The organism is Oscillospiraceae bacterium (genome assembly GCA_035380125.1).
Taxonomy (GTDB): domain Bacteria; phylum Bacillota; class Clostridia; order Oscillospirales; family JAKOTC01; genus DAOPZJ01.
Genome location: DAOSWV010000009.1, coordinates 1 through 24,941 on the forward strand (window position 1 = coordinate 1; position 24,941 = coordinate 24,941).

General features: G+C 50.9%; 19 protein-coding genes and 1 tRNA gene. 9 read left to right on the forward strand and 11 right to left on the reverse strand.

Translation table 11 applies throughout. The features are described 5' to 3' along the window. Positions 1–415 precede the first annotated feature (415 nt). From PK629_04550 to PK629_04570, 5 genes are all read right to left on the reverse strand, one after another. Positions 416–1,396, reverse strand: a complete 981-nt coding sequence (locus tag PK629_04550) for a metallophosphoesterase (GenBank protein HOP10740.1) — start codon at positions 1,394–1,396, stop codon at positions 416–418. 20 nt (positions 1,397–1,416) lie between these two features. Next, positions 1,417–2,985, reverse strand: a complete 1,569-nt coding sequence (locus PK629_04555) for a hypothetical protein (protein ID HOP10741.1) — start codon at positions 2,983–2,985, stop codon at positions 1,417–1,419. 72 nt (positions 2,986–3,057) lie between these two features. Further along, positions 3,058–3,360, reverse strand: a complete 303-nt coding sequence (locus PK629_04560) for an MGMT family protein (GenBank protein HOP10742.1) — start codon at positions 3,358–3,360, stop codon at positions 3,058–3,060. Further along, the gene (locus PK629_04565) at positions 3,357–4,304 is read right to left on the reverse strand and encodes a glycosyltransferase family 2 protein (protein HOP10743.1); all 948 of its coding nucleotides are present in this window, start codon (positions 4,302–4,304) and stop codon (positions 3,357–3,359) included. The genes PK629_04560 and PK629_04565 overlap by 4 nt, the downstream gene beginning before the upstream one ends. Before the next feature lie 30 nt (positions 4,305–4,334). Beyond that, positions 4,335–6,956, reverse strand: a complete 2,622-nt coding sequence (locus tag PK629_04570) for a YfhO family protein (protein ID HOP10744.1) — start codon at positions 6,954–6,956, stop codon at positions 4,335–4,337. 202 nt (positions 6,957–7,158) lie between these two features. On the opposite strand from PK629_04570, the gene PK629_04575 reads away from it, so the two are divergent. Continuing rightward, a complete protein-coding gene (locus PK629_04575; GenBank protein HOP10745.1) occupies positions 7,159–7,842 on the forward strand; it encodes an IspD/TarI family cytidylyltransferase in 684 nt (227 codons plus the stop codon). Further along, complete coding sequence (gene ispF, locus PK629_04580) at positions 7,839–8,315, forward strand: 2-C-methyl-D-erythritol 2,4-cyclodiphosphate synthase (GenBank protein HOP10746.1); 477 nt, start codon at positions 7,839–7,841, stop codon at positions 8,313–8,315. The genes PK629_04575 and ispF overlap by 4 nt, the downstream gene beginning before the upstream one ends. 153 nt (positions 8,316–8,468) lie before the next feature. Here the strand turns inward: ispF and PK629_04585 are convergent, their stop codons facing one another. The 4 genes from PK629_04585 to PK629_04600 form a co-directional block, all read right to left on the reverse strand. Beyond that, positions 8,469–9,131, reverse strand: a complete 663-nt coding sequence (locus PK629_04585) for a rubrerythrin family protein (protein ID HOP10747.1) — start codon at positions 9,129–9,131, stop codon at positions 8,469–8,471. A 122-nt stretch (positions 9,132–9,253) separates the two neighbouring features. Next, complete coding sequence (locus tag PK629_04590) at positions 9,254–11,071, reverse strand: hypothetical protein (protein HOP10748.1); 1,818 nt, start codon at positions 11,069–11,071, stop codon at positions 9,254–9,256. 19 nt (positions 11,072–11,090) lie between these two features. Further along, the gene (gene zapA, locus PK629_04595; GenBank protein ID HOP10749.1) at positions 11,091–11,426 is read right to left on the reverse strand and encodes a cell division protein ZapA; all 336 of its coding nucleotides are present in this window, start codon (positions 11,424–11,426) and stop codon (positions 11,091–11,093) included. A 93-nt stretch (positions 11,427–11,519) separates the two neighbouring features. After that, complete coding sequence (locus PK629_04600; protein ID HOP10750.1) at positions 11,520–14,552, reverse strand: alpha-mannosidase; 3,033 nt, start codon at positions 14,550–14,552, stop codon at positions 11,520–11,522. Between the two features lie 274 nt (positions 14,553–14,826). On the opposite strand from PK629_04600, the gene PK629_04605 reads away from it, so the two are divergent. From PK629_04605 to PK629_04635, 7 genes are all read left to right on the forward strand, one after another. After that, positions 14,827–14,903: transfer RNA gene (locus PK629_04605), tRNA-Arg, on the forward strand. 345 nt (positions 14,904–15,248) lie between these two features. Then, positions 15,249–16,172 carry a hypothetical protein gene (locus PK629_04610; GenBank protein ID HOP10751.1) on the forward strand — a complete coding sequence of 308 codons (924 nt, stop codon included), beginning with the start codon at positions 15,249–15,251 and terminating at the stop codon, positions 16,170–16,172. Positions 16,173–16,208: 36 nt separating this feature from the next. Further along, positions 16,209–17,027 carry a glutamate racemase gene (gene murI, locus PK629_04615; GenBank protein HOP10752.1) on the forward strand — a complete coding sequence of 273 codons (819 nt, stop codon included), beginning with the start codon at positions 16,209–16,211 and terminating at the stop codon, positions 17,025–17,027. A 40-nt stretch (positions 17,028–17,067) separates the two neighbouring features. Then, complete coding sequence (locus PK629_04620) at positions 17,068–17,484, forward strand: DUF1934 domain-containing protein (GenBank protein ID HOP10753.1); 417 nt, start codon at positions 17,068–17,070, stop codon at positions 17,482–17,484. Positions 17,485–17,695: 211 nt separating this feature from the next. Next, positions 17,696–19,471, forward strand: coding sequence for an arginine--tRNA ligase (gene argS, locus PK629_04625; GenBank protein ID HOP10754.1), 1,776 nt, complete (start codon positions 17,696–17,698; stop codon positions 19,469–19,471). 122 nt (positions 19,472–19,593) lie between these two features. Then, complete coding sequence (locus tag PK629_04630; protein ID HOP10755.1) at positions 19,594–20,979, forward strand: hypothetical protein; 1,386 nt, start codon at positions 19,594–19,596, stop codon at positions 20,977–20,979. Beyond that, positions 20,969–21,961, forward strand: coding sequence for a hypothetical protein (locus PK629_04635; protein ID HOP10756.1), 993 nt, complete (start codon positions 20,969–20,971; stop codon positions 21,959–21,961). Before PK629_04630 ends, PK629_04635 begins: the two co-directional genes overlap by 11 nt. Positions 21,962–22,045: 84 nt before the next feature. Here PK629_04635 and PK629_04640 read toward each other — a convergent pair whose 3' ends face one another. Together PK629_04640 and serS are read right to left on the reverse strand one after the other, a co-directional pair. Then, on the reverse strand, positions 22,046–23,401 hold the full coding sequence (locus PK629_04640; protein ID HOP10757.1) for a helix-turn-helix domain-containing protein: 1,356 nt from the start codon (positions 23,399–23,401) through the stop codon (positions 22,046–22,048). A gap of 244 nt (positions 23,402–23,645) precedes the next feature. Further along, complete coding sequence (gene serS, locus PK629_04645) at positions 23,646–24,929, reverse strand: serine--tRNA ligase (GenBank protein HOP10758.1); 1,284 nt, start codon at positions 24,927–24,929, stop codon at positions 23,646–23,648. Between the last annotated feature and the right edge of the window lie 12 nt (positions 24,930–24,941).

Below are 24,941 nucleotides of genomic sequence, written 5' to 3' on the forward strand. Positions count from 1 at the left end.
ATTTATTGACAGTTTTGCGCTTCGCTTTTTCAATATCGTTTAATTTTCAAGGTCCTAACATCTTCTCGGCTCTGCGCCTCGAAGCTGTATGAAGAATTTCTTTGACAAGAAATTCTTCTCACCCGGTGCTTTCCATCGAGCTGTTTTCGCGTTCTTTCGGACGGGTTTTTCGCCTTTCGGCGTGGCACTCGTCCTCGGGGCGCGGATTTGAATTATACAACATGCCCCACGGATTGTCAAGAGCTTTTATAAGAAAAATTTTAAAATCTTTCAAAAACATTTTCCAAACAATTTTCCACATCAAGAACCGCCGAAAACATTCCGGCGGCTCTTATCATTCCCGTTATAACGCCCTATACATTATATATAATATTGGGTTTTGACCGAAACCGAAAAAATTGCGAGTCGTAATCGATCAGCCCTTCTTCAACATTTTAAAATCAAACTTGTTTTTATTATCGGTCTTATACTCATCAAGAAACGGCGAATAGGTGCTCACAGATACCCGGTTTTGTTTTGGAAAAAACCGAAGAACCCTCATCCACCCGTTGCCGTAATACGGTTTTTCCAATTCATAATCGCTGAGCATCGCATAGATCTCTCTGCCCTCATTTTTCAACGTTACAAACCTTTGATCGGCAAAATGACCGCACAGCACCATAAAGACGTTTTGATTCGGAATCACCAGTTTTTCAAGAATATCCGTTCCGGCATTGTCGCCTTCTCCGGCCATATTCTCCTGATAAGAGGACAATCTGGAGTTTCTTGTTGTAACGCCAAACTCCTCTTCGGGTGTTATAAAATTATGCGTCGTTATAATTGCGGGAATATCTGCGTATTTTTTCAAGATGCCGTCAGCCCAATCCACGGTATGATCTGACGGTGAAAATTCAAGATGAACGATAACATATTCCTGGCCCAATGCCTCAAATTTCTGCGCGTTACTCTGACAGTCGTTGCACGAATCGATCCAGTAATCATATTTTTGATATTTCTCCTGCGAAAAAAAGGCGTCCCGAACCCTTCTCACATTGGGCTGGTCGAAAATTTCGCAACCAAAAACTTTCCCTCTTCCGTCCAGCACCTCTTTTGAACGCTCCCCGAATAAGAGGTCGTGATTCCCCGCGCAAATTCCGAACGGAACGATTCCGGTGAGCCGATCAAACACCTCAAAAAAAGCGCGCCTTTCGGTGACACTTTCCCTGTGATGCACATAGTCCCCCACGTGGGACACGAATTTGATGTTTTCTTTCTCCCGGTTTTCCAATATCCAATCTGTTTGCTTTTGCAGACAACCGATCCGCTCTTCCCTGTATCCGTCCTCGACATACCGCTGAGAATCCGGTAAAATAACCACGGAAAACCATTCTTCGGATTTATGAATTGCGTTTTTCATTTTATCACCCGATATGCACTTCAGTCAATCGCATCAAAAAACGTATGATCCATGCCGAAATTGTCCATGGCGACAACACGGTCTCCCAGCATCCGGACGCGAATATCCCTCGTCCTGTGACGGAGAACCATTTCGCTTTTAACCAATTTAAAATGAATCGTGACAAGTTGATTTACGGCTGTTTTTGAAAGGAATAAATACCCGTTGTGAAAACCGCCCGGTTTCGCTCCGTCAACAGTTATTCTCTCCCGATCAACCCATGACGGTATGCGCACAAAAAGCGCACCCGGTTGTTTCAGAACGATCTTCAGCGAATCGTGTGTATAGAGCGATTGAACGGATATGTTTTCGTTGTCAAGATCGAACAGCAGATTGACCCGATGAACGCCGTCCTCATACGTCACCGCGCAGTGATACGCTTCACATAGAGAGCCGACCGTTCCGCCCACGATATCCATATTGAATTTGACTTTGCCCGCATCCGCCGGAAAATGCCCATAAGGAGCCGGAAACCCGTAAGCACCGAAATGGCGTTTTGCCACATCTCTTAACCCGTCTTTATTCTGCGGGTTTTTCGGATCGCGGATAAAAGAGACGTCCCGTAACTGGCTGGGCAGCAAATGCCCCCGCAAAATACGTTCCGCGTCTTGATAATATTGCGGATATCCCCATTTCCCCAAGATCAGTGCGGTCTCGACAATGTCGCCCGAAGAATTGGTTTCGCCGCGGTCGGGATTTTTTTCGGAACCGTACGCCTCCACCGCCCAACCCAGTTCGTCGCGCAGTTTCCACAGCCCGTTGTCATAAAACGCCCGCACCCGCTCGATCAATTCGGCATCCTGCAGCAAATCACCCAGTTGTGCCAGCGACGACATCACGCAGGTCACCGAGTGCGTGTGCGTTGTGCCGAACAATTTCGGATCGAAATCCCCGTCCGGTTTATAATATTCCGTAATCGCCTTTTCTTTCAATGTTAACGCAAGTTCCAAAGCCGGTGCGTATCCGGTTGCTCGGTAATATTTCACCAGCGGCCCTATCGAGCGCCCGAGTTCCTGAATAAAACTATTTCTCGAAACGACCGTCACGCCGCATTCTTCCAGCCGTTTTATATCCCAATCGGTATCGGGGTTCCAGAAGCGATGGATTTCCGCGATGCTCTTCTCGGCCAGTTCTTTTGCCCGTTCACTGCCACGGTATTTCACCAGCGCGTAAAGTGCGTGAAAGCCCTCGCGGATATTGTGAATCAACAATCTGTTGGGGATCGATTGCCCTTCGATCTCGCGGTTGAGCGGCAATAAAACGGGGCCGCTGTATGAAAAGAAAGCGGCCTCGGCATGTTTCGTAATATTCTCTTCTCCAATCGGAATTCCCAACAGGTCCTGTGCCGTAAGCAGCGCATTCAGATGCCGCCCCGGAACGTGAGACTCACTCAAACTCGGATGAAACGCCATATAAACTTCGGGATAGACCTCCGTCGTAAAAAACGGAATGTTGTTGTCGTCGGCATTAAACACGCTGCACATGGTTTTGCAGCTCGCTTCTATCGCTGCGCGCAGATCCGTCGTGTTGACGTCGGCAAGTTTGGACATATACCGGGTCTCCTTTTTTGTGTTTATCGAGTTTGAAATTTGACGTTAGGTTAAAACGTACCGTAAAGATATTCAAATCCCGTACTTTTTTAAATCCACAAAATAGTCGTCACTGACCTCGACGCCCTCTTCTTCAAGAAGACGCTTCTGAACCTCGGGTCCGCCGAACGCAAATCCCTCGCAGATTTTACCGAACCGGTTGATCACCCGATGGCATGGAATATAACCCGGCTTGGGGTTGACATGCAGTGCCCAGCCCACGGCTCTCGCAGCGCGCGAATTACCTGCAATCGCCGCAATCTGCCCGTAGGTGGCCACTCGGCCTTTCGGAATCAGCTTCACAGCGTTATAAACCCGATCGTAAAACCCACTCATTTGACTTTGATCTCCGAAATCACAAACCGCGGACGCTGTTTGGTCTCCAGATACGCCTTGCCGACGTATTCGCCCACAACGCCCATAGCGATCATCTGCATGCCGCCCAGCCAGAACAGCGCCGAAACGACCGCCATCATACCGGTTGCCAACACGCCGCAAAGATACAGCACCAACCCGACGATAAACGCAATCAACGCCAAAATAACGATCCAAACGCCCGTCCAGAACACCATGCGAATCGGCTTGATCGAAAATCCCGTAATACCGTCCAACGCCAGCGCCAACATCCGTTTCAGCGGATATTTCGATTCGCCGGCAAGACGCGGGCTGCGCTCGTATAACACTTTGTCGGTCTTAAATCCGAGCATCGGCACCATGCCGCGCAGATAGAGGTTGACTTCTTTAAATTCCCGCAGCGCTTCGATCGCACGGCGGCTCATCAGGCGGAAGTCGGCGTGATTGTAGACCGTCTCGACGCCCATTTTCGCGAGGAATTTATAAAATTCCTGCGCGGTGTTGCGTTTGAAAGCGGTATCGGTCTCCCGTGCGCCACGGACGCCGTAAACGATATCGGCTCCGGCGTCGTATTTTGCGACCATCTCGTCGAAAACGTTGATGTCGTCCTGCAAATCAGCGTCGATGGAGATCGTGAAATCGCAGTGTGCGGCCGCCGAGAGCAATCCGGCCAGCAGCGCATTCTGATGCCCGCGGTTGCGCGACAGCGACATCCCGCAGACCAGCGGCTCTTCCTCGAACGCCTCGGCAATCAGATTCCAAGTCGCATCTTTGCTGCCGTCGTTGACGAAAAAGACGCGGCTTTGCTCCGACACCTTATTTTCCGCGATCAGCGTAGCCAGTTTTTCACACAGCCGTTTTTTGGTCTCGGGAAACACCTCCTGCTCGTTATAGCAGGGGACGACGATATACAGCGTCTTTGCCATTTTACAGACATCCCTTTCCCGTTTTTAAAATTATTTTTGTTCCTCTTGATCTTCGGGGTTCTGTTTCGGTTCTTCCTGCGCAATTACTTCTTCCTGTACAGGTGCTTCCGGCTGTTGTGCCGGGACCTGCTCTTGCGTGATGACTTGCGATACCGTCGGTTCGGTTGCAAGCGGTTCCGGATTTGCCGATTCCGGCACGGCAATTTCCCCCGTCAGTTCCGGCATAATGGCGTTTTCAGGTGTAAAAGCGGGTTCCGTGATCAATTCCGCTTCAACCGGACGTCTCTTCTTCACGACCGCGCCGACAACGAACAGACCGGCCAGCAGTACCAACCCGACAGCGCTGATCATCACGCCTTTTTTCAGACCCGGCGTCTCATAAGTGAATTCGATGTGGTTGTGTCCGGTATTGGCCAACACCGCCGTCAGTCCGGCATTGGCTTTTTCAACCGTAACGGACTCTCCGTTGACCGTGCAGCTCCAACCCGATTCATACGGCACGCTGAAGAACACCAGATTGTCTTTTGTCAGATCGATGTCCACTGAATAACCTTTGTTCGTGCGGTTGTAATTATATGCGGTTTCGGCTTTGCGCTCCTCGACCGCAGTGTTAAATCCGGCGGAAGTCAGATTCAACTCCTCGCTCGGATAATAAATCTGGCTGTCAAACAGATAGGAATACTTGGCTGCCGTTTCATCATCCAGCACAAGGGCATACACCATCAAATCGCTGATCTTGCTGCTGTCGACTTTTTTGGCGTCATACTCAAGAACGTAATCGTTATAAGTGAATCCGAACGGAATATAGTTGTTGTTGACATAGACGTCATACCCGTTCATGTTGGTCAGGTAAGAGGTATTGTAAAGCGATTGATAGGAAGTCTTTGTCTCCTTTTCAAAGATATATTTGACCGAGGTGACCGAACGCAGACCGTTCAGAGAAGCGGCCGGGCGGGAAGCGACGTTGCGTTCCTCGCCGATAAACTCGTAAAATTCCATGATCGAGGGTGAGACAACGCTGTGGAAAAAGTTGATTGAAGACTTTCGCCAATAAAGCCCCTGGTTATCGAGGCCGTCAAGCACATCGATGCGGTAAAACTCATCTTCCGGCGCGCCCGGAATCTCCAGATTCGCCGCGTTCAGGGAATTGTCGATCATCACTTGCGAACTCTCGGAAGAGACTTTGCCCGCAGTCAGAATGAACAGTGAATAAAGGCAGATGACCAGCACCAGTGACAGTGAGACATATTTCTTGAACACCGCCACTTTGCCCTGTTTCAGCAGCCGGTCATACAGCAGATAGAGGATCACCATGCAGGCAACGGTGATGCAGGCGCTGATGGCAAACATGATCGGCGCGCCCCAGTTTTTTACATAGAGTCCGATCTGTGAAATCGTGTTGTCACCGGAGACCACCGGCAAAAACGCAATCGGTATCAATAGTAACAGGGTGAAGATGGCATTCCACTTCATACCGAGTTTCAAGTCGTATTCCTCGTAGTTTTCAAGCACCTTGACCGTTACGAGCGCCATCACCATAACCGCCATATACAGCCAGCGGGAGTAATAGACCGCTTTCATCAAATAGAAGATACTGCCGACGCCCGGCATCAGCAGCGCCACGCCGAAGCAGATCAAAACCCGTTTCTGCCAGCTGCCCTTGGACTTTTTCGCGGCCAAAAACGCAATCACCATCGACAGCGCAAACAGCGGCAGCCAAGCCGCAACCGACTGCCAGCGGGTGTTGGAATTTTCGATAAAATAAGTGAAGTGCGGCAGTTCGGGCGGGAACAACAGCGCATGCAGAACGCCCATGTACCGTCTTGTCTCACCGTAAATGTAAAAGCCCCAGCCGTTAAACACCGAATCGAGCCGCGGATTCGACATCAGCTCCAAAAAGCTCGGCAGCATCATGAACGCCGCAATCGCAACGCCGACCAAAGCCTCCAAAATCCCGTGCAGCAGTTTTTTGAAATTAAACTTCCAGTCGTCCGGACAAGTGACGCGAATCACATAATACAGGATAAAGAAGACGACCTCGCCCACAAAGAAGAAATAGTTGGTCAGCAGGTTCACCGCCGTAAACAGCGCAAACCAGCCCCATTTATTGTCCTCAAACAGCATGTCGAAGGCCAGCAGCATAAACGGGAAGACCGCCACGACATCAATGAAGTGGTTGAAGAATATATTATAAATGGTATAGGACGAGAAGGCGTAAAGCAGCGCGCCGATCATCGCGTAATCCGGATCCTTGATATAGCGGCGCATATACAAGAACGCGCCCACCGCCGCGACGGCCATCTTGAGCATCATCAGCGGACCCATCAGCGCGGGCATCCAAGAGGAGGGGAAAATCATTGCCAGCCAGAAAAACGGGCTTCCGATGGTATAAAAGCTGTAGGCGCTGATAAAGTCGGAGCCGAGGTCGGTCTCCCAGCTCCAGAAGAAATTCCCGCTCTTGACCTGTTCGGCGCAGTACTGCCAAAACGGCACCTGCTGCACGTTGTAGTCGCCGTAGTAAAAGAAATATCCCCCGTCCTTGATGATGAACGGCAAAATCATCACAATGCCGATCCCCAGCGCGGTCAAAAAGACCTTCCATACCATCAGGTTCTCCCGTTTCTTAATCAACGGATTTTTCAATTTTATCATTTTTACCTCCCGAAAACGCCGCCGTGCGGCGCCGGCGCGTTTTTATCATCTCCACGCGCTTTTTGTCAAACATATTCTACCACAATTTCAATTGCGTATCAACAGGGATTGTGTTAAAATAAAAACGGGCGGAATAAACTTCGAAAACGGCGCTGTTCGCCTGAATTTTAACGCTGATTTCCTGAAACGGAGGGCCGATTTCATGAAAAAAACCGCTTTCATCATTGCCGCCGCCGGCAGTGCCAGCCGCATGGGACGTGACAAAATCTTTTTATCTCTCGCGGGGCGTCCGGCAGTATCGGGGCCGCTACTCGCCGCCCAGTACTCGGAATCTATCACCGAAATCATCATTTCGGCCAAACAGACCGATGTGTTGGCCTTTTGGAATCTGGCCAAAACCCTCGGCGTGACCAAGCTCAAAGCCGTCGTCACCGGTGGAGAGACCCGTCAGCAGTCGGTCACCGCCGCGCTCGACCAGACCGATGCCGAAATCGAACTGATTGCGGTTCACGACGGCGCAAGACCGCTTGTAACAACCGAACTGATCGACTCCGTCTGTGCCGACGCCGAAAAATACGGCGCCGCCGTTCCCGCGCTCGCCGTCACCGATTCATTAAAGGAAGCCTCCGACGGCTTCGTCGTGCGCACTGCCGACCGCGACCGCTTTTTCAGCGTCCAAACCCCGCAGGTCTTCGACGCGGGGCTTTATCGCGGGGCCATGTCGGTCGCCGCTTCCGCCGGAAAGGATTTCCGGGACGACTGTCAATTATTCGAATTCATGGGTCATTCGGTCTATTTAAGTGCCGGAGACCCCCGGAACATCAAACTCACCGGCCCGATTGACATCGCGGTCGCCAAAATACTTGCGGAAGGGGAATTTTCATGAGAATCGGCCACGGTTATGATCTCCACCGTCTCGAAGAAGAGCGAAAGCTTGTCCTCTGCGGTGTGACGATCCCGTTTGAAAAGGGCTTGCTCGGCCATTCCGACGCCGATGTGGCCGTCCATGCATTGATTGATGCCCTGCTGGGCGCAGCGGCACTCGGCGATATCGGCAAACATTTTCCCGATACCGACGAACAATACCGCGACGCAAACAGCATAGAGCTGCTCAAACACGTCGTGGGTCTGCTTGCGGAAAAAGGCTATTGGCTGGGCAACGCCGATGTCACCATCATTGCACAGGCGCCCAAACTGGCTCCGCATATTTTAAGAATGCGCAAAAATCTGGCCGAGGCCTGCGGTGTGGAACTCGATCGCATCAGCGTCAAGGCCACAACCGAAGAAGGTCTCGGCGTCACGGGCGACCGCCGTGCCATCTGCGCCCATGCAGTTGTTTTATTGGAAGAAACAGAATAAGCAAAGTTAACAGTTCGCAGTTAGCAGTGAAAAGTGACATTCCCCACAGCCGCATGGCGACGGAATGTCACTTTCTGTTTTACGACGATCCCCCGGATATGTCACTGTACACTGTCAACTGTTCATTATCAACTAAAATATTATTTGGGATTATTATCTATATTCCACCCACTTCGAACCCGGTGTGTCGCAGATCGGACACCGATCGGGCGGCGCACCCTCATATACATTGCCGCAAACCGGGCAGACAAAATAGACCACTGCATCCGTGGCACTACCCGTCTTTTCCAACTTGGTCAGCATCTCCCGGTAAAGCTGCTCGTGAACCGCCTCTGCTTTTCCGATCTCACCGAATGCATCGGCCGCCGTCGGATAATCTTCCGTTTCGGCGGTCCGGGCAAACTGCGGATACATCAACGCGGTCTCGTAGTTTTCATTCTTGATGCAGTCCTCGAGATTTTCCTCGGTATCCCCGATGATCACACTGCCGGACGGCGGCATCTCCAGCGGAGCCACGTCATTTGCCAGCTTATACTCCCGCTCAATATGTACCCGTTCTCCGGCCGCAATTGCCCGAAACAACAATGCAGCTTGGGTATTGCCCTCACTCTCGGCTTTTTCGGCGTACAGCAGATACTTTTTATTAGCGGTGTTCTCTCCGATCAGCGCCGTGACCAAATTGTCATAGGTCTTTGGCACCCGCGACAATTTCGGCGGCCTGTCTGCGGCGATCACCGCCCAGATAATTACCCCGCATACCGCCAATATGCCCACGATAAGCAGTATTCTCCAACTCTTTTGTGTGATTTTCGGCATACGCCCACCCCTTTGTATGTTCGGTTCATACAAAGCATACGGGGCGTTTTGCGCAAATATGCCTGAACAACCAAAAAGGAGCGGCTTTCACCGCTCCTTTCCATTGTTCGGATTATTTTATCTTAGCTCATCAGCACATCGGAATCGTCGTCTTCATCCAAGTGCGGTTTTTTCGGGGTCTTTTTACGCGACAGCAGGATGATCACAATGCCGAACGCGGCCAAAACCGCCACGCCGATGCCGACCCAAACCAGCGGATTAAGACCGGTGTTTTCGGTACTGCCGGGCACTGCTGCCGAGTCATACAGCGCCGAGGTAATCACAAACTTGGACAGCGAGTCAAACGATACCGTGGTTCCGGTCAGGTTTGTACCCGTTGTAGCAAGCTGAATGGTGAACACGGCAACCGTATCGGCCGAGAGCATAAACGCACCTTTGGTCGGGGCTGTCGCACCCAGTACTTTGGTAATGGTATAGCCGTCCAGCTCGTAATAGTTCGTCGCCATGATCGGATCGCCGGAGGTCTGTGCGGCATATTTACCGTCGGCATCCTTTTCAAACAACAGCGAAGAGCCGTTGTTCTGCGCTGCATACTGAGCGTACGGCATAATATGATAGGTGACCACAGCCGTGTCCTCGGTCAGCGTAATCGGTGTGAACGGGAAGAAGATAGAGCCGGAGAAACCGCTGAGTTCATCTGCATTGGTCAATGTGATGTCATAACCGGCCACGGCGTTACCGAGCAGTGCTTTAACATAGGCGTCGGTTTCGGTATCGGCGGAAAGGCGGTTGACGGTCAGGGTGGTATTATTCAGGAACGTACCGCTGACCATGATTCCGGTAGCCGGATCGGTGAGCGTCATGCTCTCATAAGCGGGTGTCGAAGCCACCGAAGAAGCTGCGGAACTGGTTTTTGAACTCACAGCGGAACTGGTTTTGGAGCTGGTCTTGGAACTGGTTGCGGAACTCTCCTGAGAACTCTCCTGAGAGCTGGGAACCGAACTCTCGACCGAACTGACAACCGAAGACTCCACCGAGCTGGTGATTTCTTCCCACTGCGCCGAAAGGAAGGTGTCTTCCGTGATTTTCAATGTCGGATACTGTTCGGTGAAACTGGTCGATTTATAGTTCCAGCAGACAAATTTCAATCCCGCAGGTGTAAACGGACAGGGGATCGAATAGATATTGAGTTCGGTGTTCGCGGCATAAGTGCCGTATTCGACCGGCTTAATCGGATTTTCGTCGGTGCTGGCGACGCCCGGGGTCAAATACAGAATATATTCTTTGTTGGCGTTTTCGGTCCAGAATGCCTCGGCATTCAAATAGATATAGCCGTTGCTGTCCATGCTCGAAAGTGAGACGTCACTCAGCGTATAGGTCTCACCCGGCAGATAGACATGGCCGTTAAACAACCAACCCGCAAACGTATAGTTACGGCGTGCGAGGTCCGTCGTCGGGAATGTGAAGGTGCCGTTCGGCGTTGTGGTAATCGGGGTGGGAAGTGTGCCCGTGACCGTTGTGCTCAGATTGCTCGAGCCGGCAGTAAAACCGATCACCACTTTCGGTGTCTTAAAGACCGCATAAGCGATGTATCCGGACTTATAAACCGTCGGATTGAAACTGGCGCCCGCCGCATAAAACGTGCCGTCGATCGTCCAACCCGTGAACGTGTATGTAGACGCAGCAGAAGCGCCTAACGTGTTTACAAGAATGGGATTGACCTGTTCAGCACCGTAAAGCGTGGTTGCAGTGCCGAAAACACCGGTGTCGGACATGGTCTGAAGAACCGGCGGAATGGAGTCGGCGATTTGGACTGAATACGTCATGCTGTATGTAGTTCCTACATAGGTCGACGATGTGGCGGACACGGCCGTGCCGAACAGCGACACCGCCATCACCAGTGCCAACAGCAGTCCGGTAAACTTGGATATGGTTTTCATTGTGTTTCCCCCTGTCTTTTTAGCGGTTTTTGGTGTCTAATTCCGCACGCAGCCGGTCATTTTCACGTTTTGCATCCTCAGCGGCACTGCGGTACTTGTTGACATCTTCCAAATAAGTCTTGAGCAGACCACGCAGGTTGTCTGCGGCGTCATTCGCTTTTTTTACGCTGTCCATCGCATCGAGCGAAATCAATGCCATCGCCTGCGCCAAGGTCATGTTGGGATTGGAGTTCATCATGGCGGTCAGGCGGGAATCAAGCTCAGCCGCAAGCGTTTGGGCATATTGAGCCGTATCGTTTGTTGTCAAATTTAAAATCAGCGGTCCGATTTTCAGCGCAACCTTATTGTTCTCCAAAATAACACCACCTTCCTCAAAAACATATTATATCACAGCTTTTTCCCAAATACAACTCTTAAATTTTCCGTACACAGAGCGCTTTTAAGAGGCTTAACGTTTCGCGCGGACCTTCAGCGTGATGATCTGAAAATTACTGATTCCGAGCCTGACTTTTCCGTCTCTCACGGTCAGTTCTCTGATCTCGTTTTCAAGCAGATCGCACAGCGACACACGCTCAACCCCGAATCCGAATTTCACCGTCGTGTTGCAGCGTTTGCCGAAACTCTCATAAAGACGCACAATCACGCCGTCCCCGTCCTCGGCCTTCTTGACTGTCTCTATAACGACGTTTTTACCGTCGCAGGAGGCCAATGAATAATCTTCCGCCAACTTGCCTTTCTGCTTTCCGAGTTTGACGGCTTCAAACGGGCAGTTGAGCAGATAGGCCTGTTTAATTGTGCCGGTATTGCGGAGATTGCTGACGTGCGGCAGCAGTGAATAGGTGAACTCATGATGTCCCTTATCGGCTTGCGGGTTCGGACTGGTGGCGCATTTCAACAGCGTCAGCTTGAGTGTGCTGCCCTCAGCGTTATAACCATATTTGCAGTCGTTGAGCAGCGAGACGCCGTAACCCACCTCGGAGATGTCCGCCCACTTGTGCGCGCAAACCTCAAATCTGGCCTTATCCCAACTTGTGTTCTCATGGGTCGGACGCTGCAGATGGCCGAATTGGATCTCATAGGTCGCCTTGTCGGCCAGCACATCAATCGGAAAAGCCGCCTTAACCAACAGGTGTTCCTCGTTCCAATCCATCACAGTCTCAAAGTCGATGCGCGGGTTGTCGGAATACAGCCAGATGTTCTGCTCAATTGTCGAAGTCAAAATACGCTTTTTAATTCTAAATCCGGCGCGGCAGCCATCGGTGATCTGCTTGATCTCAAGCACCTCGTCGGGCTTATACATCTTCTGCTTGTAATAATCACTGATCTCCCATGCGTCGTACTGGCGCGGCAGATCCTCAAAGATCTGAATTTCGTTGCCCACTTCGCTGCGCTTAAAGACCTCGCGTTTGTTTTTCTTATCATACAGCCGGGAGATATTTCCGTTGATGTCAATGATCATCTTATAATATTTATTATCGGCAGTCCGCCCGTCGAGTTTGACCTTGCAGTCAAAATCGGGCTCGGTCACCTTCCATCCGTGCGCGGGAATGCCCTTGACGCTGCCGGTCTTTCCGTCGACTTGAACTTCTCCGTCCGTCGTAAAGCCGGTCGGATTAAAGACCGCAACGCCGCCCTCGGTGCCGATGTTGGCCGCAATGTGCGCTTTGGCGTCTTCGGCTGCCTTTTCGCCGATTTTTTTAACCTCGGCATACTGTTTGTCGCTGTCCTCATAGACCTCAAAAATCGAAGAGCCGGGAATGATGTCATGGAACTGGTTCAGCAGAATCGTACGCCAGCCGTCCGCAAGTTTTTTCTGCGGATATTTGCCGCCCAAAAGCAATTCGTCTGTCACGGCAAGCGTCTCGGCTTTTTGATATAAAAACTCACTTTTTCGGTTGTTTTTCTTGTTTTTGGCGATGGAGGTATAGGTGCCGCGGTGGAATTCGAGGTAGAGCTCGCCCACCCACAGCGGAAATCGTTTGAGCTCTTTTGCCGTCTTGTCAAAATTCTTTCGGGCAGTCGCAATTGCCTCACCGGCAAAACTCATTTCGGTCTTCGGGATGCCGGGCAGTCCGTAGGAGAGCCGCCGCTGTGTCTCGAGCATCTCCTTGGTTGGGCCGCCCCCGCCGTCACCATAACCGAACGTGGTCATTGTGCGGTTGTTGAAAGCCTTCTGCTGATACCGCTCCCAGGTACCGAGAATCTGTCCTGCGGTCAAACGGCCGTTGTAAGTACAGGCGATCTCGTTTTTGCGCGGCTGCGGACGATCCTGCGTGGTTACGAAGAACGAGAACACCCGACTGCCGTCGATGCCTTCCCAATAAAAGGAATCATAAGGCAGCATGTTGCGCTCATTCCAGGCGATCTTTGTCGTCATAAAGTTATCAACGCCGCTCTTTCTCATAATCTGAGGCAGTGCCGCGCTGTAACCGAAGACGTCGGGTAGCCACAAAATTTTGCTGTCAACCCCGAACTCCTCTTTCATAAACCGCTTGCCGTAGATCATCTGGCGCACCAGCGATTCGCCGCTGACCAGATTGGTGTCCATCTCCAGCCAGGTCGCGCCCTCAACTTCCCAGCGTCCCTCTTTAACCAGCTTTTTGATCTCCTTATAAAGTTCCGGTGCCTGTTCTTTGACGAACTGATACAGCTGCGGTTGCGAGGACATAAACTTATATTCGGGGTATTGTTTCATCAGGTTGACGACGGTGGCAAAACTGCGCTGTGCCTTTTCGACAGTTTGGCGCAGCGGCCACAGCCAGGCCACGTCGATGTGGGTATGTCCGACGCAGGCGACAATCGCGTCTCCTTTGCCGCAAAGACCCTTGTAAAAAGTCTTTTCAAGCTGCCCGCGCGCAACCGTAATCGAGGCATAATATGTCGGGCTCTTGGGCTGATTCAAATCCAGCAGATTTACCGCCAGTTCCAATTGTTTAAGCGTATTGATGTGCCTCTCGCTTTTGGGATCAAAACAATCCAGCGAAGAATACGGCACATACAGATCGTAATACATGGCCTCGGACGTGAGATCGATGCCCTTGTATTTGGCGGAAAAGTCGAATTTCGCCTCGTTCATGCTGGAATAAATGTAGAGCAGCAAATCGGCGGAAGTACCACCCTCAAGCAGCACTTCGGTGTGATTGACATCAACGCCCTGCACCATATGTCCGTCGAGATAGACAATCATCTGTGGATTGAGCGCGTCCCAACCGCTCGAACTCGTCAGAAGTTCCAGCGCAATCTGTTTTCCCTCGCCGACTTCGGGGACATGGAGTTTGGTACGCATCCACCAGTGTTTTTCGCGGCCGCCCAAACGGTCATTCTCCGGTGAAAACGGTTTCCATCCGGATTCCGGCGGCGTATTGCCGTCTTTATATTCGCTCTCAACGAATTCGAGATTCTCCACCGTCCCGAGGTCTTCATAGGCATATTTTTTCAGCTGTTCGCAGGTAACTCTGATCTTGTCCTTGATAAAATCCATCGTTACGCCACCCCTTATAATTTTCACTTTATTATCACCGTCGACAGCAAACAATTTACGGCGCGCAGCGACATGTTTCCGTCTTTTACGGCCACTGCTCACTTCTTTTGCACACTTTGTTCCCGAAAGTGACGGTTTTATTATATCAGCGGGTATTCAAAATCGCAATATAATTCGGATGAAAATTTACATGATATTTCGGCGAGTCACGGTGTTATTATTAAATATTGAATGTTGCGTCAAACCCGATGTTGTGCTATAATGACGCTTGTCTCTGCCCGTAGCTCAGCTGGATAGAGTGTTGGACTCCGACTCCAAAGGCCATGGGTTCGAATCCCATCGGGCAGGCCAAGAAAAAGCATTCACTGTCTTGTGGGTGTTTTTTTATTTAGGTGCTTTTTCTTCGAAGGGGGGATTCGGGACTATCCCCCCTTCGCGCTTCGCTAGCCCCCCTAACCAAGGTACGCCTGCAGGCGGAATTAGATTTTTCTTCTGAGGATAGGTGTAGAACAGTGCAAACCTAAAATATTAACTAGATGCCGCTCACAAACGCGTCGGATGACGACGCGTTTCGAATAAAACGCCTCCGGTGTTGGCGTGGGATTGGCCTTTCGACCGTTTCCGCCTTGACTATTTGACGAAAATCCTGTATAAATATATTGTGGCTTTTTATGCAGAGCCGCAAGCGGAAGGGTTGTGATTTTTGTGGTCGAAAAGCGGATGTTGACCGTCGCCTTAACGGCGGCGTTTCTTGTCTGCTGCGCAATTTCCGGCACAGCCGGCTGCGCACCGCCGCCCGATCCCTACAGCGCACCCGCACCCATTGACAACTCCTCTCAAATCGACACAACCGTCCGCAACGTCACGCTGACCGAGTCCGAATATAAAAAAGAAGCTCAAATTCTCGCAGTACGTCTGCCCGACCTCATCGGCTCCTCGGCAGAGATTACCGAACTTAACGAGATGTATGTCGGCCCTTACCGATACGCTCTCGCCCGCTGTCAAACCCTATCGCACGAAGATCAGTGGCTGCTTTTCTGTTTCGACACCGGGTCGCTCGAGCTGTTGGCGCAAAACGCGACGCTCGTCTCCCACGACGGCATCAACGAATTTTACTTCAACGTAACCGAGACCGAGAACGGCATTTTAAAATTACCCCGCTCGGTGCAGTTTCTGCGTGTCTCAGATCATTTGCTTGAATATACTATGGACGACGGCTTCCTTTCAGCCGATATCGCAGGCCGAACCGGCCCGGTCGACGTCGACGGCAGCCCCGTCAATTACGATCCCCTGCCCTCACTCGACCTACTGACGGTTACCGCCTCCGGAATCGAGATGGGTTTTTCCCGCGCAAACGGCGACGGCCTGTTTTATCCGTTCACCGATATCGCCTATCACAACGGTGCTTTTACGATTTCACTCTCCGGGTGTCTGCTGTCGGGTTCTGTGTCCGAGACCTTCACGCCGTCCGATTTTTCGGCCATCGAATCCGTTGAAATTCAACAGATCGGTATCAACATCGAAATCACCGTCAAACTCTCTCTCAAGAACCCGCATTATTCCTTCTCAGCCGCCGAACGCACGCAAAAGCATTCGGTAACCACTTTAAACTTTTCTTAATCTTTGCGCCTTATTCGGCGCGGAACGGAGTTTTGCATGCGCGTTGAAAACCCCATCGGCATTTTTGACTCGGGCCTCGGCGGGCTGACCGTTCTTCGGGAAGTGGTTCGATTGCTCCCCCATGAGAACATTGTCTATTTCGGAGACACCGCGCGCGTGCCTTACGGTTCCCGACCCGAAACCACAATCAATAAATATGCCGCCCAGGACGCCGCCTTTTTAATGACCAAAAATATCAAAGCCATGGTCGTCGCCTGCGGAACCGTCAGCTCCGTCTCGGGGAAAGCGCTTCAAAGCAGCGTCGGCATTCCGTTTTTTGATGTCGTCTCGGCAGGTGCTGCGGAAGCCGTAAATTTTGCGGACAAAGGTGAAATCGCCGTACTCGGTACACTGGCAACCATCCGAAGCCATAGCCACCGCTCGCTGATCACCGCCGCAAAACCCAACGCACAAATCGTCGAGCAGGCCTGCCCGCTGTTTGTTCCGCTGGTTGAAAACGGCCATACCGACCCGGACGACCCGATTGCCAATGAAGCGGCGAACTTCTATCTCAAAAAAATCGCGGAACGCAGACCGGCGGCGGCGATACTGGCCTGTACCCATTATCCCCTGCTCCGGCAGACCATTCAAAATCACCTGCCCGGCATCATATTGATTGATCCTGCAGTAGAAGCCGCCAAACGAATCGCCGCTTTCTTAGCGGGAGAACATCTGAATAATCAAAACGGCGGCGCGCTTGAATTTTACGTCTCAGACCGACCCGAAGCTTTCGAGCTCTTTGCCAAAGACACTTTAAATGATCTGCCTCACATGGGCAATCACTCCTGTACCTTGGTCGATATCGACCAATACTAAATCCAAACACATTCTAAACTTCCGAAAAGGGGGTACTGTTATGAAAAAACAACCCGTCAAACTGCATATCACCGGCACCCAGTTCACCGATCCCGATCAGACGGTCAGCGACTTTTTCGTCGAGGGCAAGATGAAAAACGAAAACGGCGAGCTCTATCTGGAATATCCCGAACCCGTCGAACACGGGTTGGGTGAAGTCACCACCGTGCTGCGCTACGACGGCAAACTGCTCAAACTTGAACGCGACGGCGAGAGCGGCTTACTGATCGAAAAAGGGCGACGACATATCTGCCAGTATCATACGCCGCTCGGCGATGTCTACATAGGGGTTAACGGCGGCGATATCAAGATCACCGACAGCCCCGACCGGTTGGACATGGAGATTGACTACGCCATCGACATCAACACCTCTCTCGCCAGCCGCAACAACATCAAAATCAAGGCCCAGCGCCTTTAATGTAGGGGCGGATATCATCCGCCCGCAACGCCTTTATTGTGGGGCGAATCGTATTCGCCCGCCTTTTCTCAGTTAACAGTTGACAGTGAACAGTGACATACCCGTGAACAAAATCAATTGCAACGCAAAACACCTTAACTTTTCACTTTTAACTGCCAACCGTTAACTCTTTCTCCGAATCTCGAATTAAAACTTGAAGGATGTTTAAAACATGAATGATTCCGTTTTCCTGACCGCAAAACAACAAGCCGACGAGTTGGTGAAAACCGCTCTTTATGCCCTGACCGCCGAAGGCACCCTGCCCGACTGTCCCGCGCCGCGTTATACCATCGAAGTCCCCGCAGACCGCAAAAACGGCGACTTCGCAGCCAACGCCGCAATGGCCGGCGCGAAGGCCTACCGGCTGCCGCCGCGAAAACTGGCCGAACTGCTGGTCGGAAAATTTGATTTTGTCAATACTTTTTTTGCCCGCGCCGAGATCGCCGGCCCCGGTTTTATCAACTTCTTTTTGTCCGACGCGTTTTATGCCGCGGCGGTCAATGAGGTGTTGTCCCTCAGCAGCAAATTCGGCGGCACTTCCTTCGGTGGCGGCAAAAAAGTTCTCATTGAATTCGTCTCGGCCAACCCGACCGGCCCCGCGCATATGGGCAACGCCCGCGGCGGCGCTTTGGGCGACTGCCTCGCCGCGATCATGCAAACCGCCGGTTACGAGGTCGGCCGCGAGTTTTACGTCAACGACGCAGGCAACCAGATCGCCAAATTCGGCCTGTCGCTCGAGACCCGCTACTTGCAGCTTTTTGAGGGCGAGGACAAGCACCCCATGCCCGACGATTCCTATCACGGCGCAGATATCATTGAACACGCCAAGTCCTTCGCCGAACAAAACGGCGAAAAATACGTCAACGCAGATCCCGCCGAGCGTAAAAAGGCGCTGGTCGCGTTCGCGCTGCCCAAAAACGTCTCTTACCTGCGCGCCAATATGGACAAATACCGCATCCGTTACGATCTTTGGTTCTACGAGAGTTCCTTATATAAAATGGGCGAAGTCGAGCGCGTGATTGAACTGCTCAAAAACAGCGGTAAGACCTATACAAAAAACGACGCGCTTTGGTTTATGGTTGGGGACGAACCCGACTGTCCCGATTCAGACCCCAACGCCGAAGACGAGGAACTGCCTGCCGAAGAAACCTCCGGTGAAACCGGAAAAGTTTTTCATAAAGATTTTGTACTGGTGCGTTCCAACGGCTATCCGACCTATATCGTGCCGGATATCGCCTATCATTATAATAAACTGGTCACCCGGGGCTTCGATCTCGCCATCGACGTGCTGGGCAGCGACCACCACGGCTATGTCAAACGCCTGAAGCAGATTCTGCCTGCCGTCGGCGTCGCAGAAGACCGGCTCGAGGCGATCTTGATGCAGATGGTCAAGCTGACACGGGGCGGCGAACTCGTCAAGATGAGTAAACGCACCGGCAACGCCATCACCCTGACCGACCTGCTCGACGAAATTCCCACCGACGCGGTGCGTTTTCTGTTCAACATGCGCACCCCAGACAGCCAGATGGAATTCGATCTCGACCTTGCGTTGGAGCAAACCTCGCAAAACCCGGTATACTATACCCAGTATGCCCACGCCCGTATCTGCAGCATCATCAAGAATCTGACCGCCGAAGGCATTACCCACCACGAGCCCACGGCTGCCGAACTCGCCCTGCTGATCACCGAAGAAGAGCGCAATCTGATTGCCTTTATGACCACACTGCCGTCGGTTGTCATCGATGCAGCCGTCACCCGTGACCCGTCCAAAGTTACGCGGTTTGCGGTCAGCCTTGCCACTTTGTTCCATAAATTCTACACCGAGTGCCGTGTCAACACCGAGGACAGAGCCCTGACCAACGCACGGTTGTCTTTGTGCCTCGCCGTCAAGACGGCGCTTTGCAACATTCTCGAAATGCTCAAAATCTCGACGCCCGAGTCGATGTAATCCCTTTTACCGCCGTCAATATAGACCAAATCATTGACTTTTCGAACGCGGTTGTTATATAATTGTCGTCGACACATTTTGGTGTTGACCAAACAAATTTTCTGCAAAGGACTGTAAGAAGGATGAAAAAAGCAAAAGGCCTTGTTTTTTTCGTGATCGCCCTGCTGATCCTCGGACTGGGCTACACGGCGTTTGCCGGTGTGTATACCTGGTATGGCGCGCGTGAAAACACGATAATCAGAGGCACCAAGAGTTTATTAACCGGTATTGATCTGGGCAAAACGGCCCAAATTGTTTTGACTCCGGAAGAGGGTTCCGAAGTCACAGCCGATGCACTGGAAGAAGCCAGAGATCTCATTGAAGGCCGGTTGAGTATTGCACAATACAACAGCGTAAGCCTCAATATCGACTATACCAACAATCAAATTGTTCTCACCATTCCCCTCACAGAGGATTATTCCGTATATCAAATCCAATCGCTGCTCGAAGATATCCGCGGTAAGGGTGTTCTGACTTTCCGCAACGGCGATGATGTCGATGAGAATTACCTTCCCACCGGAGATATCATTCTCAGCAACGACGGCGTTTCCGGCGCTATTACCGGCAGAACCACCGACGAAAATCAGCCCGCTGTTCAGATTTATCTGAATGATGACGGCACGTCCGCACTGACCTCTGCCACCTATCAGATGTCCGGCGGCACGCTCTCGGTCTGGATGGACAGCACCATGTTGACCGCCTATACCATTGATTCCGCCATCACAAACGGCAAACTGGTCGTCACCAGCGACAGCATGACAATGGATTCAGCCAATGAGCTGGCCTATAAAATCAATTTGGGACAAATGCCCTTCGGCTTCACCTATGAAAACATCATCGAGATGTCTCCGACCGAAACAAATACCTTGCAAAACATCCTCCTCTATACCGGTTGTTCCTTTGCCGTTATATGCATCCTGTTGATTGTTTTCTATCGTCTCACGGGCGTTGTCATTTCGCTGGGATTGATTCTGGAATCTACGCTCTCGGTTATATTATTCACCCGTTATTTCCCGGCATTTGATCTCACTACGGTAACGGTCCCGGCCATTTTCACGATCATTCTGCTCGGCGTTATTACCGTTGCTTTGGGCGTTTGGCAGGCCGAACGCATCAAGAGCGGGTTCAATGAAAAAGCGTCGTTCGATATGACCGTCAGAGGCGGCTTAAAAGGCATGTCGGCTGCCACCGTCGACGGCGTCATCGTCGCCGGCATCACCGCGTTTTTCGCGATGGCCGCATTCGGCACTTCCAATTACCATCTCGCCTGGTTCACGAATTTCCTGTCCTGGATGGGCGTAAATCCCGGCGGTTATACGATCTATCCGTTGGTTTCCTCATTATTGTATGGACTTATCCTCACGATGCTGGTTGTCCTTTTGGTCCAGCGCGTGATGATAAATATGCTCTCCGGAATCAATGCTTTCAAAAAACCCTTCTTATTTGGAGGAAAAAAAGATGTATTATAAAAAAGCCAAGTTTTACGCCATCCTCTGTGCAGCGCTCGTCGTTGTTGCCGCTGCCCTTGTCGTTGGCATCGGGCTCCCTGAGAAAGCCCCGTTTTCCGACAGCACGGTTTTAACGGTTAAATGCGTGGATATCCCGCTGGATTATTCCAAGCTTGACACCGAATTGGCTGCGGCAACCGATCTGCCCTACACCGTTGTCACCGGCAATGAAATCTCGGGAAACTTTGAAGCCGCAAACGTCACCTTTGAAGGCACCGATTTCAATTCGGTCGATGCACAGACATTGGTCTCGACACTCGGCGCCAGCTACTCCGTGCTCTCACTCAATACAATCACCGGAAAAAGCACTTCGGGCATGACCATGTTCCTGATCTTTACCGGAGTGGCGACCCTGTTGGTTGCAGGCCTTTACCTCGCATTCCGTTACGGCCTCAAGACCGCGCTTTCCGCCTTTGTCCCGGCTTTTGCCGCAGTCGGCGGCGTGTTGATTGTCGCTGTTGTCATCGGCGCGGGATTCTCTTATCCGCTGGCTGTCGCTTCGGTTTGTTCCTTCGCAGTGGCTCTGTTCTTCTCGGCGATGGCATTCGGCCAGGCCCGCGAGATGCATGAATCCAAACATGTTCATGATCACGACGATGTGGCGAACGAGACCGGCGCAGTCCTGATGTCCAGAAATATCAAGATCGCCGCCGCAGCCGTCATTATCTTAGGCACAGTCGCCGTCACCGGTGTTCTTGTCAATATTACGGACCTGACCTATACGGCCATTCCGCTGCTGATCGGAACGCTCATCGGCCTGTTCGGCGCTCAATTCTGTGCAGTACCGCTGTGCATGGCATGGCAGGACGCGGAAGACGCGACCGCCGCCAAAAAAGCACACGCGAAAAAGCCCGTTAAGAAGACGCCCGCCAAAACCGCTTCAAAGATCAGCGCGAAGTCGTCGGCGAAAAAAGCCCCTTCCAAATCGAAATCCAAGAAATAAAAAGCATTCATCTCATAAATAGCAAAAAACTCCGGCGAAATGATTTTCACCGGAGTTTTTTCTTGCAATTAACCGTTAGAAAATTTATTTCAATGAATCGGAAAGCACATATGTTTCATAGGCCCTGATCGCCTTGTCTCTCATGGAAAAATCGTAAATCCCCCGGTTCATCAGCCGTATCGGGAAAAACATACTTTCGGCAACGGATAATTTCAAATCCCTGATAAACATCTCATATGAATAGTTTTTTACAGTCCCGGACAATCTTTTGTAATACCGGTCAATAAGCGGTTTCGCAAGTTTTTGATCCGGCTCGATATGAAGCGCCAACAGCATTGCCAAATCCTCGGTACACAATCCGATACGGATTGCCTGTAAATCGATAAATTTCACTGTCCTGTCGGGCGTTTTTGCAATGAAAACGTTCCCCGGATGTAAATCCCCGTGAATAATCGTCACATTGCTTCCGACTTGATATCTTTCAAGCGTGTTTTTATAATTCTTCTTTAAATAATGAACGGCATCCTGAAAATAATGAAGCTTCTTAATATCCAACTCATTGACAAAGCATTCCCATTGATGGGGTATTAGGTGTTTCTCCTCTTTTTCTTTGTATTTTATGAAATCCTTTTCCATCCCGAACAGATGTGCCGCCAAATTTTCTGCGGACTGATAGCGCCAGTCAAGCCCGATTTGTTCAAAAGTAGCGAAGTCTTCCCAAAAAGCCGCATGAAAATCCGCCGTTGCATCTAACAGACGGTCGTAATGTCTCCTGATGATTGTTCCGTTTTCATTTTCCTCATCATAATAAAACCCCTGAATATAACCATCGCTTAAGTCTTCCATCAATATCGTTTTTGACGAATCGTCGATATGATAAAGATTGGGGATGGAAAAGGTGTGGTTCCCAACCAAGCGATATCCCGATAATTCTTTATCGTGATCGGAATAAATTCTCTGGAGCAATTTATAATCTTTTTGCGGCGTGGAGACTTTTATATATGTATCCGTGTAGCGCGGTTTCTTTTCCTGCGGATTTCTGCTGATTGTATAATTACCGAGATTGGGATTGGATCTTGAAACCGCCTGAATGATCGTTTGATCATCCAAACCGGGCATTTGATCCGGCGTTTTGACCTTTTCAAGTTGTTGTAAGACGCATTTGGCTATATGCTCGGCCTGTTGCTGCAGAATGTTCGGCTTTTCGTCTTCGATTTTCGCATCCGACAGATAAGCCGGCATAATCAGCTCGTCGATGGTACAGCTAAAAATTTGTCCTAACACCGGCAGCAGTGCGGTGTCCGGCAAGGAATGCCCGTTTTCCCATTTACTGATGGCCTGCGGCGAGATGTTTAACAATTCGGCCAGTCGTTCCTGCGATAATCCGTTCTTTTTTCGATATGAAGCGATGATCGACCCGGCTATTTTATAATCAAGCATAACAATTCCCTCTCGTTTGTTTTATATATTTAATTATGGCATTATTAATAATCTTTTGACCATACGGAATACATCAAATCAACTCAACTTTTAGTTAACTTAAATGATATTTTCGCTCTTTTCGATTATTTTTATCCTCTGAAATACAAATAAACTGGTGGCATTTTCTCTGTGATTTATAAAACGCACGCGGTTTTCATAAATACCGTGTGCGTTTTAAATATCAGATCCTACAAAAATCCGATTAACCCAACTTCGTCTTCCCGCCCATATAAGGTCTCAGCGGTTCCGGAATCACTACACTGCCATCTTCCTGCAGATTGTTTTCCAAAAACGCGATCAGCATGCGCGGCGGGGCGACTACGGTGTTGTTCAGCGTGTGTGCGAAATAGTTGTTTCCGCTGGCCTTGTCGCGCACCCGGATTCCGAGCCGTCTGGCCTGCGCGTCGCCGAGGTTCGAACAGCTGCCGACCTCAAAATATTTCTGCTGACGGGGCGACCACGCCTCGACGTCGATGCTCTTGACCTTTAAATCGGCCAGATCACCGGAGCAGCACTCCAGGGTGCGTACCGGAATGTCCAACGAACGGAAAAACTCTACCGTAAAGTTATACAGCTTTACAAACCAATCCGGACTCTGCTCGGGTTTGCAGACCACGATCATCTCCTGCTTTTCGAACTGATGAATGCGGTAGACGCCGCGTTCCTCAATGCCGTGCGCACCGACTTCCTTGCGGAAGCAAGGCGAATAGCTTGTCAGCGCCTGCGGCAACGAATCTTCGTCAAGCGTCGTGTCAATAAACTTTCCGATCATCGAATGCTCGCTGGTTCCGATCAAATAAAGATCTTCACCCTCGATTTTATACATCATGCCTTCCATCTCGGCAAAGCTCATCACTCCACTGACCACGTCGCTGCGGATCATAAACGGCGGGATGTAATAGGTGAAGCCCTTATCGATCATAAAATCGCGCGCATAGGACAAAATCGCCGATTCCAGCCGCGCGATGTCGCCGCACAGATAATAAAACCCGTTTCCGCTGGTCTTGCGGGCGCTGTCGAGGTCTATTCCGTTAAACCTTTCCATGATCTCGACGTGGTACGGCACCTCAAATTCGGGTACCTTTGGCTCGCCAAACCTTTCGACCTCGACGTTTTCGCTGTCGTCATGCCCGATCGGCACCGACGGATCAATGATATTCGGAATCACCAGCATCCGTTTCCGGATTTCCTCCGAGAGTTCGGTTTCGGCGGTCTCGAGCGCGGCCAGTTCGTCCGCCATATCGCTGACTTGCTTTTTGGCTTTTTCGGCTTCGTCTTTTTCACCGCGCGCCATCATCCCGCCGATGGCCTTGCTGATGCTCTTACGCTGCGAACGCAGCCAGTCGCCGCGAGTCTTGGATTCGCGGAATTTTTTATCCAGCTCCAGAACCTCATCCACCAATGGCAGCTTTTTGTCCTGGAATTTCTTTTTCATATTCTCCCGAACCAAATCGGGATCGTTTCTGAGCAGTTTAATATCAATCATTTTATAAAATCC

What these genes read in the sequence shown, in the direction of transcription:
- PK629_04550 (HOP10740.1), bottom strand. Translation starts at nt 1,396, where the DNA reads ATGAAAAACGCAATTCATAAATCCGAAGAATGGTTTTCCGTGGTTATT.
- PK629_04555 (HOP10741.1), bottom strand. Translation starts at nt 2,985, where the DNA reads ATGTCCAAACTTGCCGACGTCAACACGACGGATCTGCGCGCAGCGATA.
- PK629_04560 (HOP10742.1), bottom strand. Translation starts at nt 3,360, where the DNA reads ATGAGTGGGTTTTACGATCGGGTTTATAACGCTGTGAAGCTGATTCCG.
- PK629_04565 (HOP10743.1), bottom strand. Translation starts at nt 4,304, where the DNA reads ATGGCAAAGACGCTGTATATCGTCGTCCCCTGCTATAACGAGCAGGAG.
- PK629_04570 (HOP10744.1), bottom strand. Translation starts at nt 6,956, where the DNA reads ATGATAAAATTGAAAAATCCGTTGATTAAGAAACGGGAGAACCTGATG.
- PK629_04575 (HOP10745.1), top strand. Translation starts at nt 7,159, where the DNA reads ATGAAAAAAACCGCTTTCATCATTGCCGCCGCCGGCAGTGCCAGCCGC.
- ispF (HOP10746.1), top strand. Translation starts at nt 7,839, where the DNA reads ATGAGAATCGGCCACGGTTATGATCTCCACCGTCTCGAAGAAGAGCGA.
- PK629_04585 (HOP10747.1), bottom strand. Translation starts at nt 9,131, where the DNA reads ATGCCGAAAATCACACAAAAGAGTTGGAGAATACTGCTTATCGTGGGC.
- PK629_04590 (HOP10748.1), bottom strand. Translation starts at nt 11,071, where the DNA reads ATGAAAACCATATCCAAGTTTACCGGACTGCTGTTGGCACTGGTGATG.
- PK629_04600 (HOP10750.1), bottom strand. Translation starts at nt 14,552, where the DNA reads ATGGATTTTATCAAGGACAAGATCAGAGTTACCTGCGAACAGCTGAAA.
- murI (HOP10752.1), top strand. Translation starts at nt 16,209, where the DNA reads ATGCGCGTTGAAAACCCCATCGGCATTTTTGACTCGGGCCTCGGCGGG.
- PK629_04620 (HOP10753.1), top strand. Translation starts at nt 17,068, where the DNA reads ATGAAAAAACAACCCGTCAAACTGCATATCACCGGCACCCAGTTCACC.
- argS (HOP10754.1), top strand. Translation starts at nt 17,696, where the DNA reads ATGAATGATTCCGTTTTCCTGACCGCAAAACAACAAGCCGACGAGTTG.
- PK629_04630 (HOP10755.1), top strand. Translation starts at nt 19,594, where the DNA reads ATGAAAAAAGCAAAAGGCCTTGTTTTTTTCGTGATCGCCCTGCTGATC.
- PK629_04635 (HOP10756.1), top strand. Translation starts at nt 20,969, where the DNA reads ATGTATTATAAAAAAGCCAAGTTTTACGCCATCCTCTGTGCAGCGCTC.
- PK629_04640 (HOP10757.1), bottom strand. Translation starts at nt 23,401, where the DNA reads ATGCTTGATTATAAAATAGCCGGGTCGATCATCGCTTCATATCGAAAA.
- serS (HOP10758.1), bottom strand. Translation starts at nt 24,929, where the DNA reads ATGATTGATATTAAACTGCTCAGAAACGATCCCGATTTGGTTCGGGAG.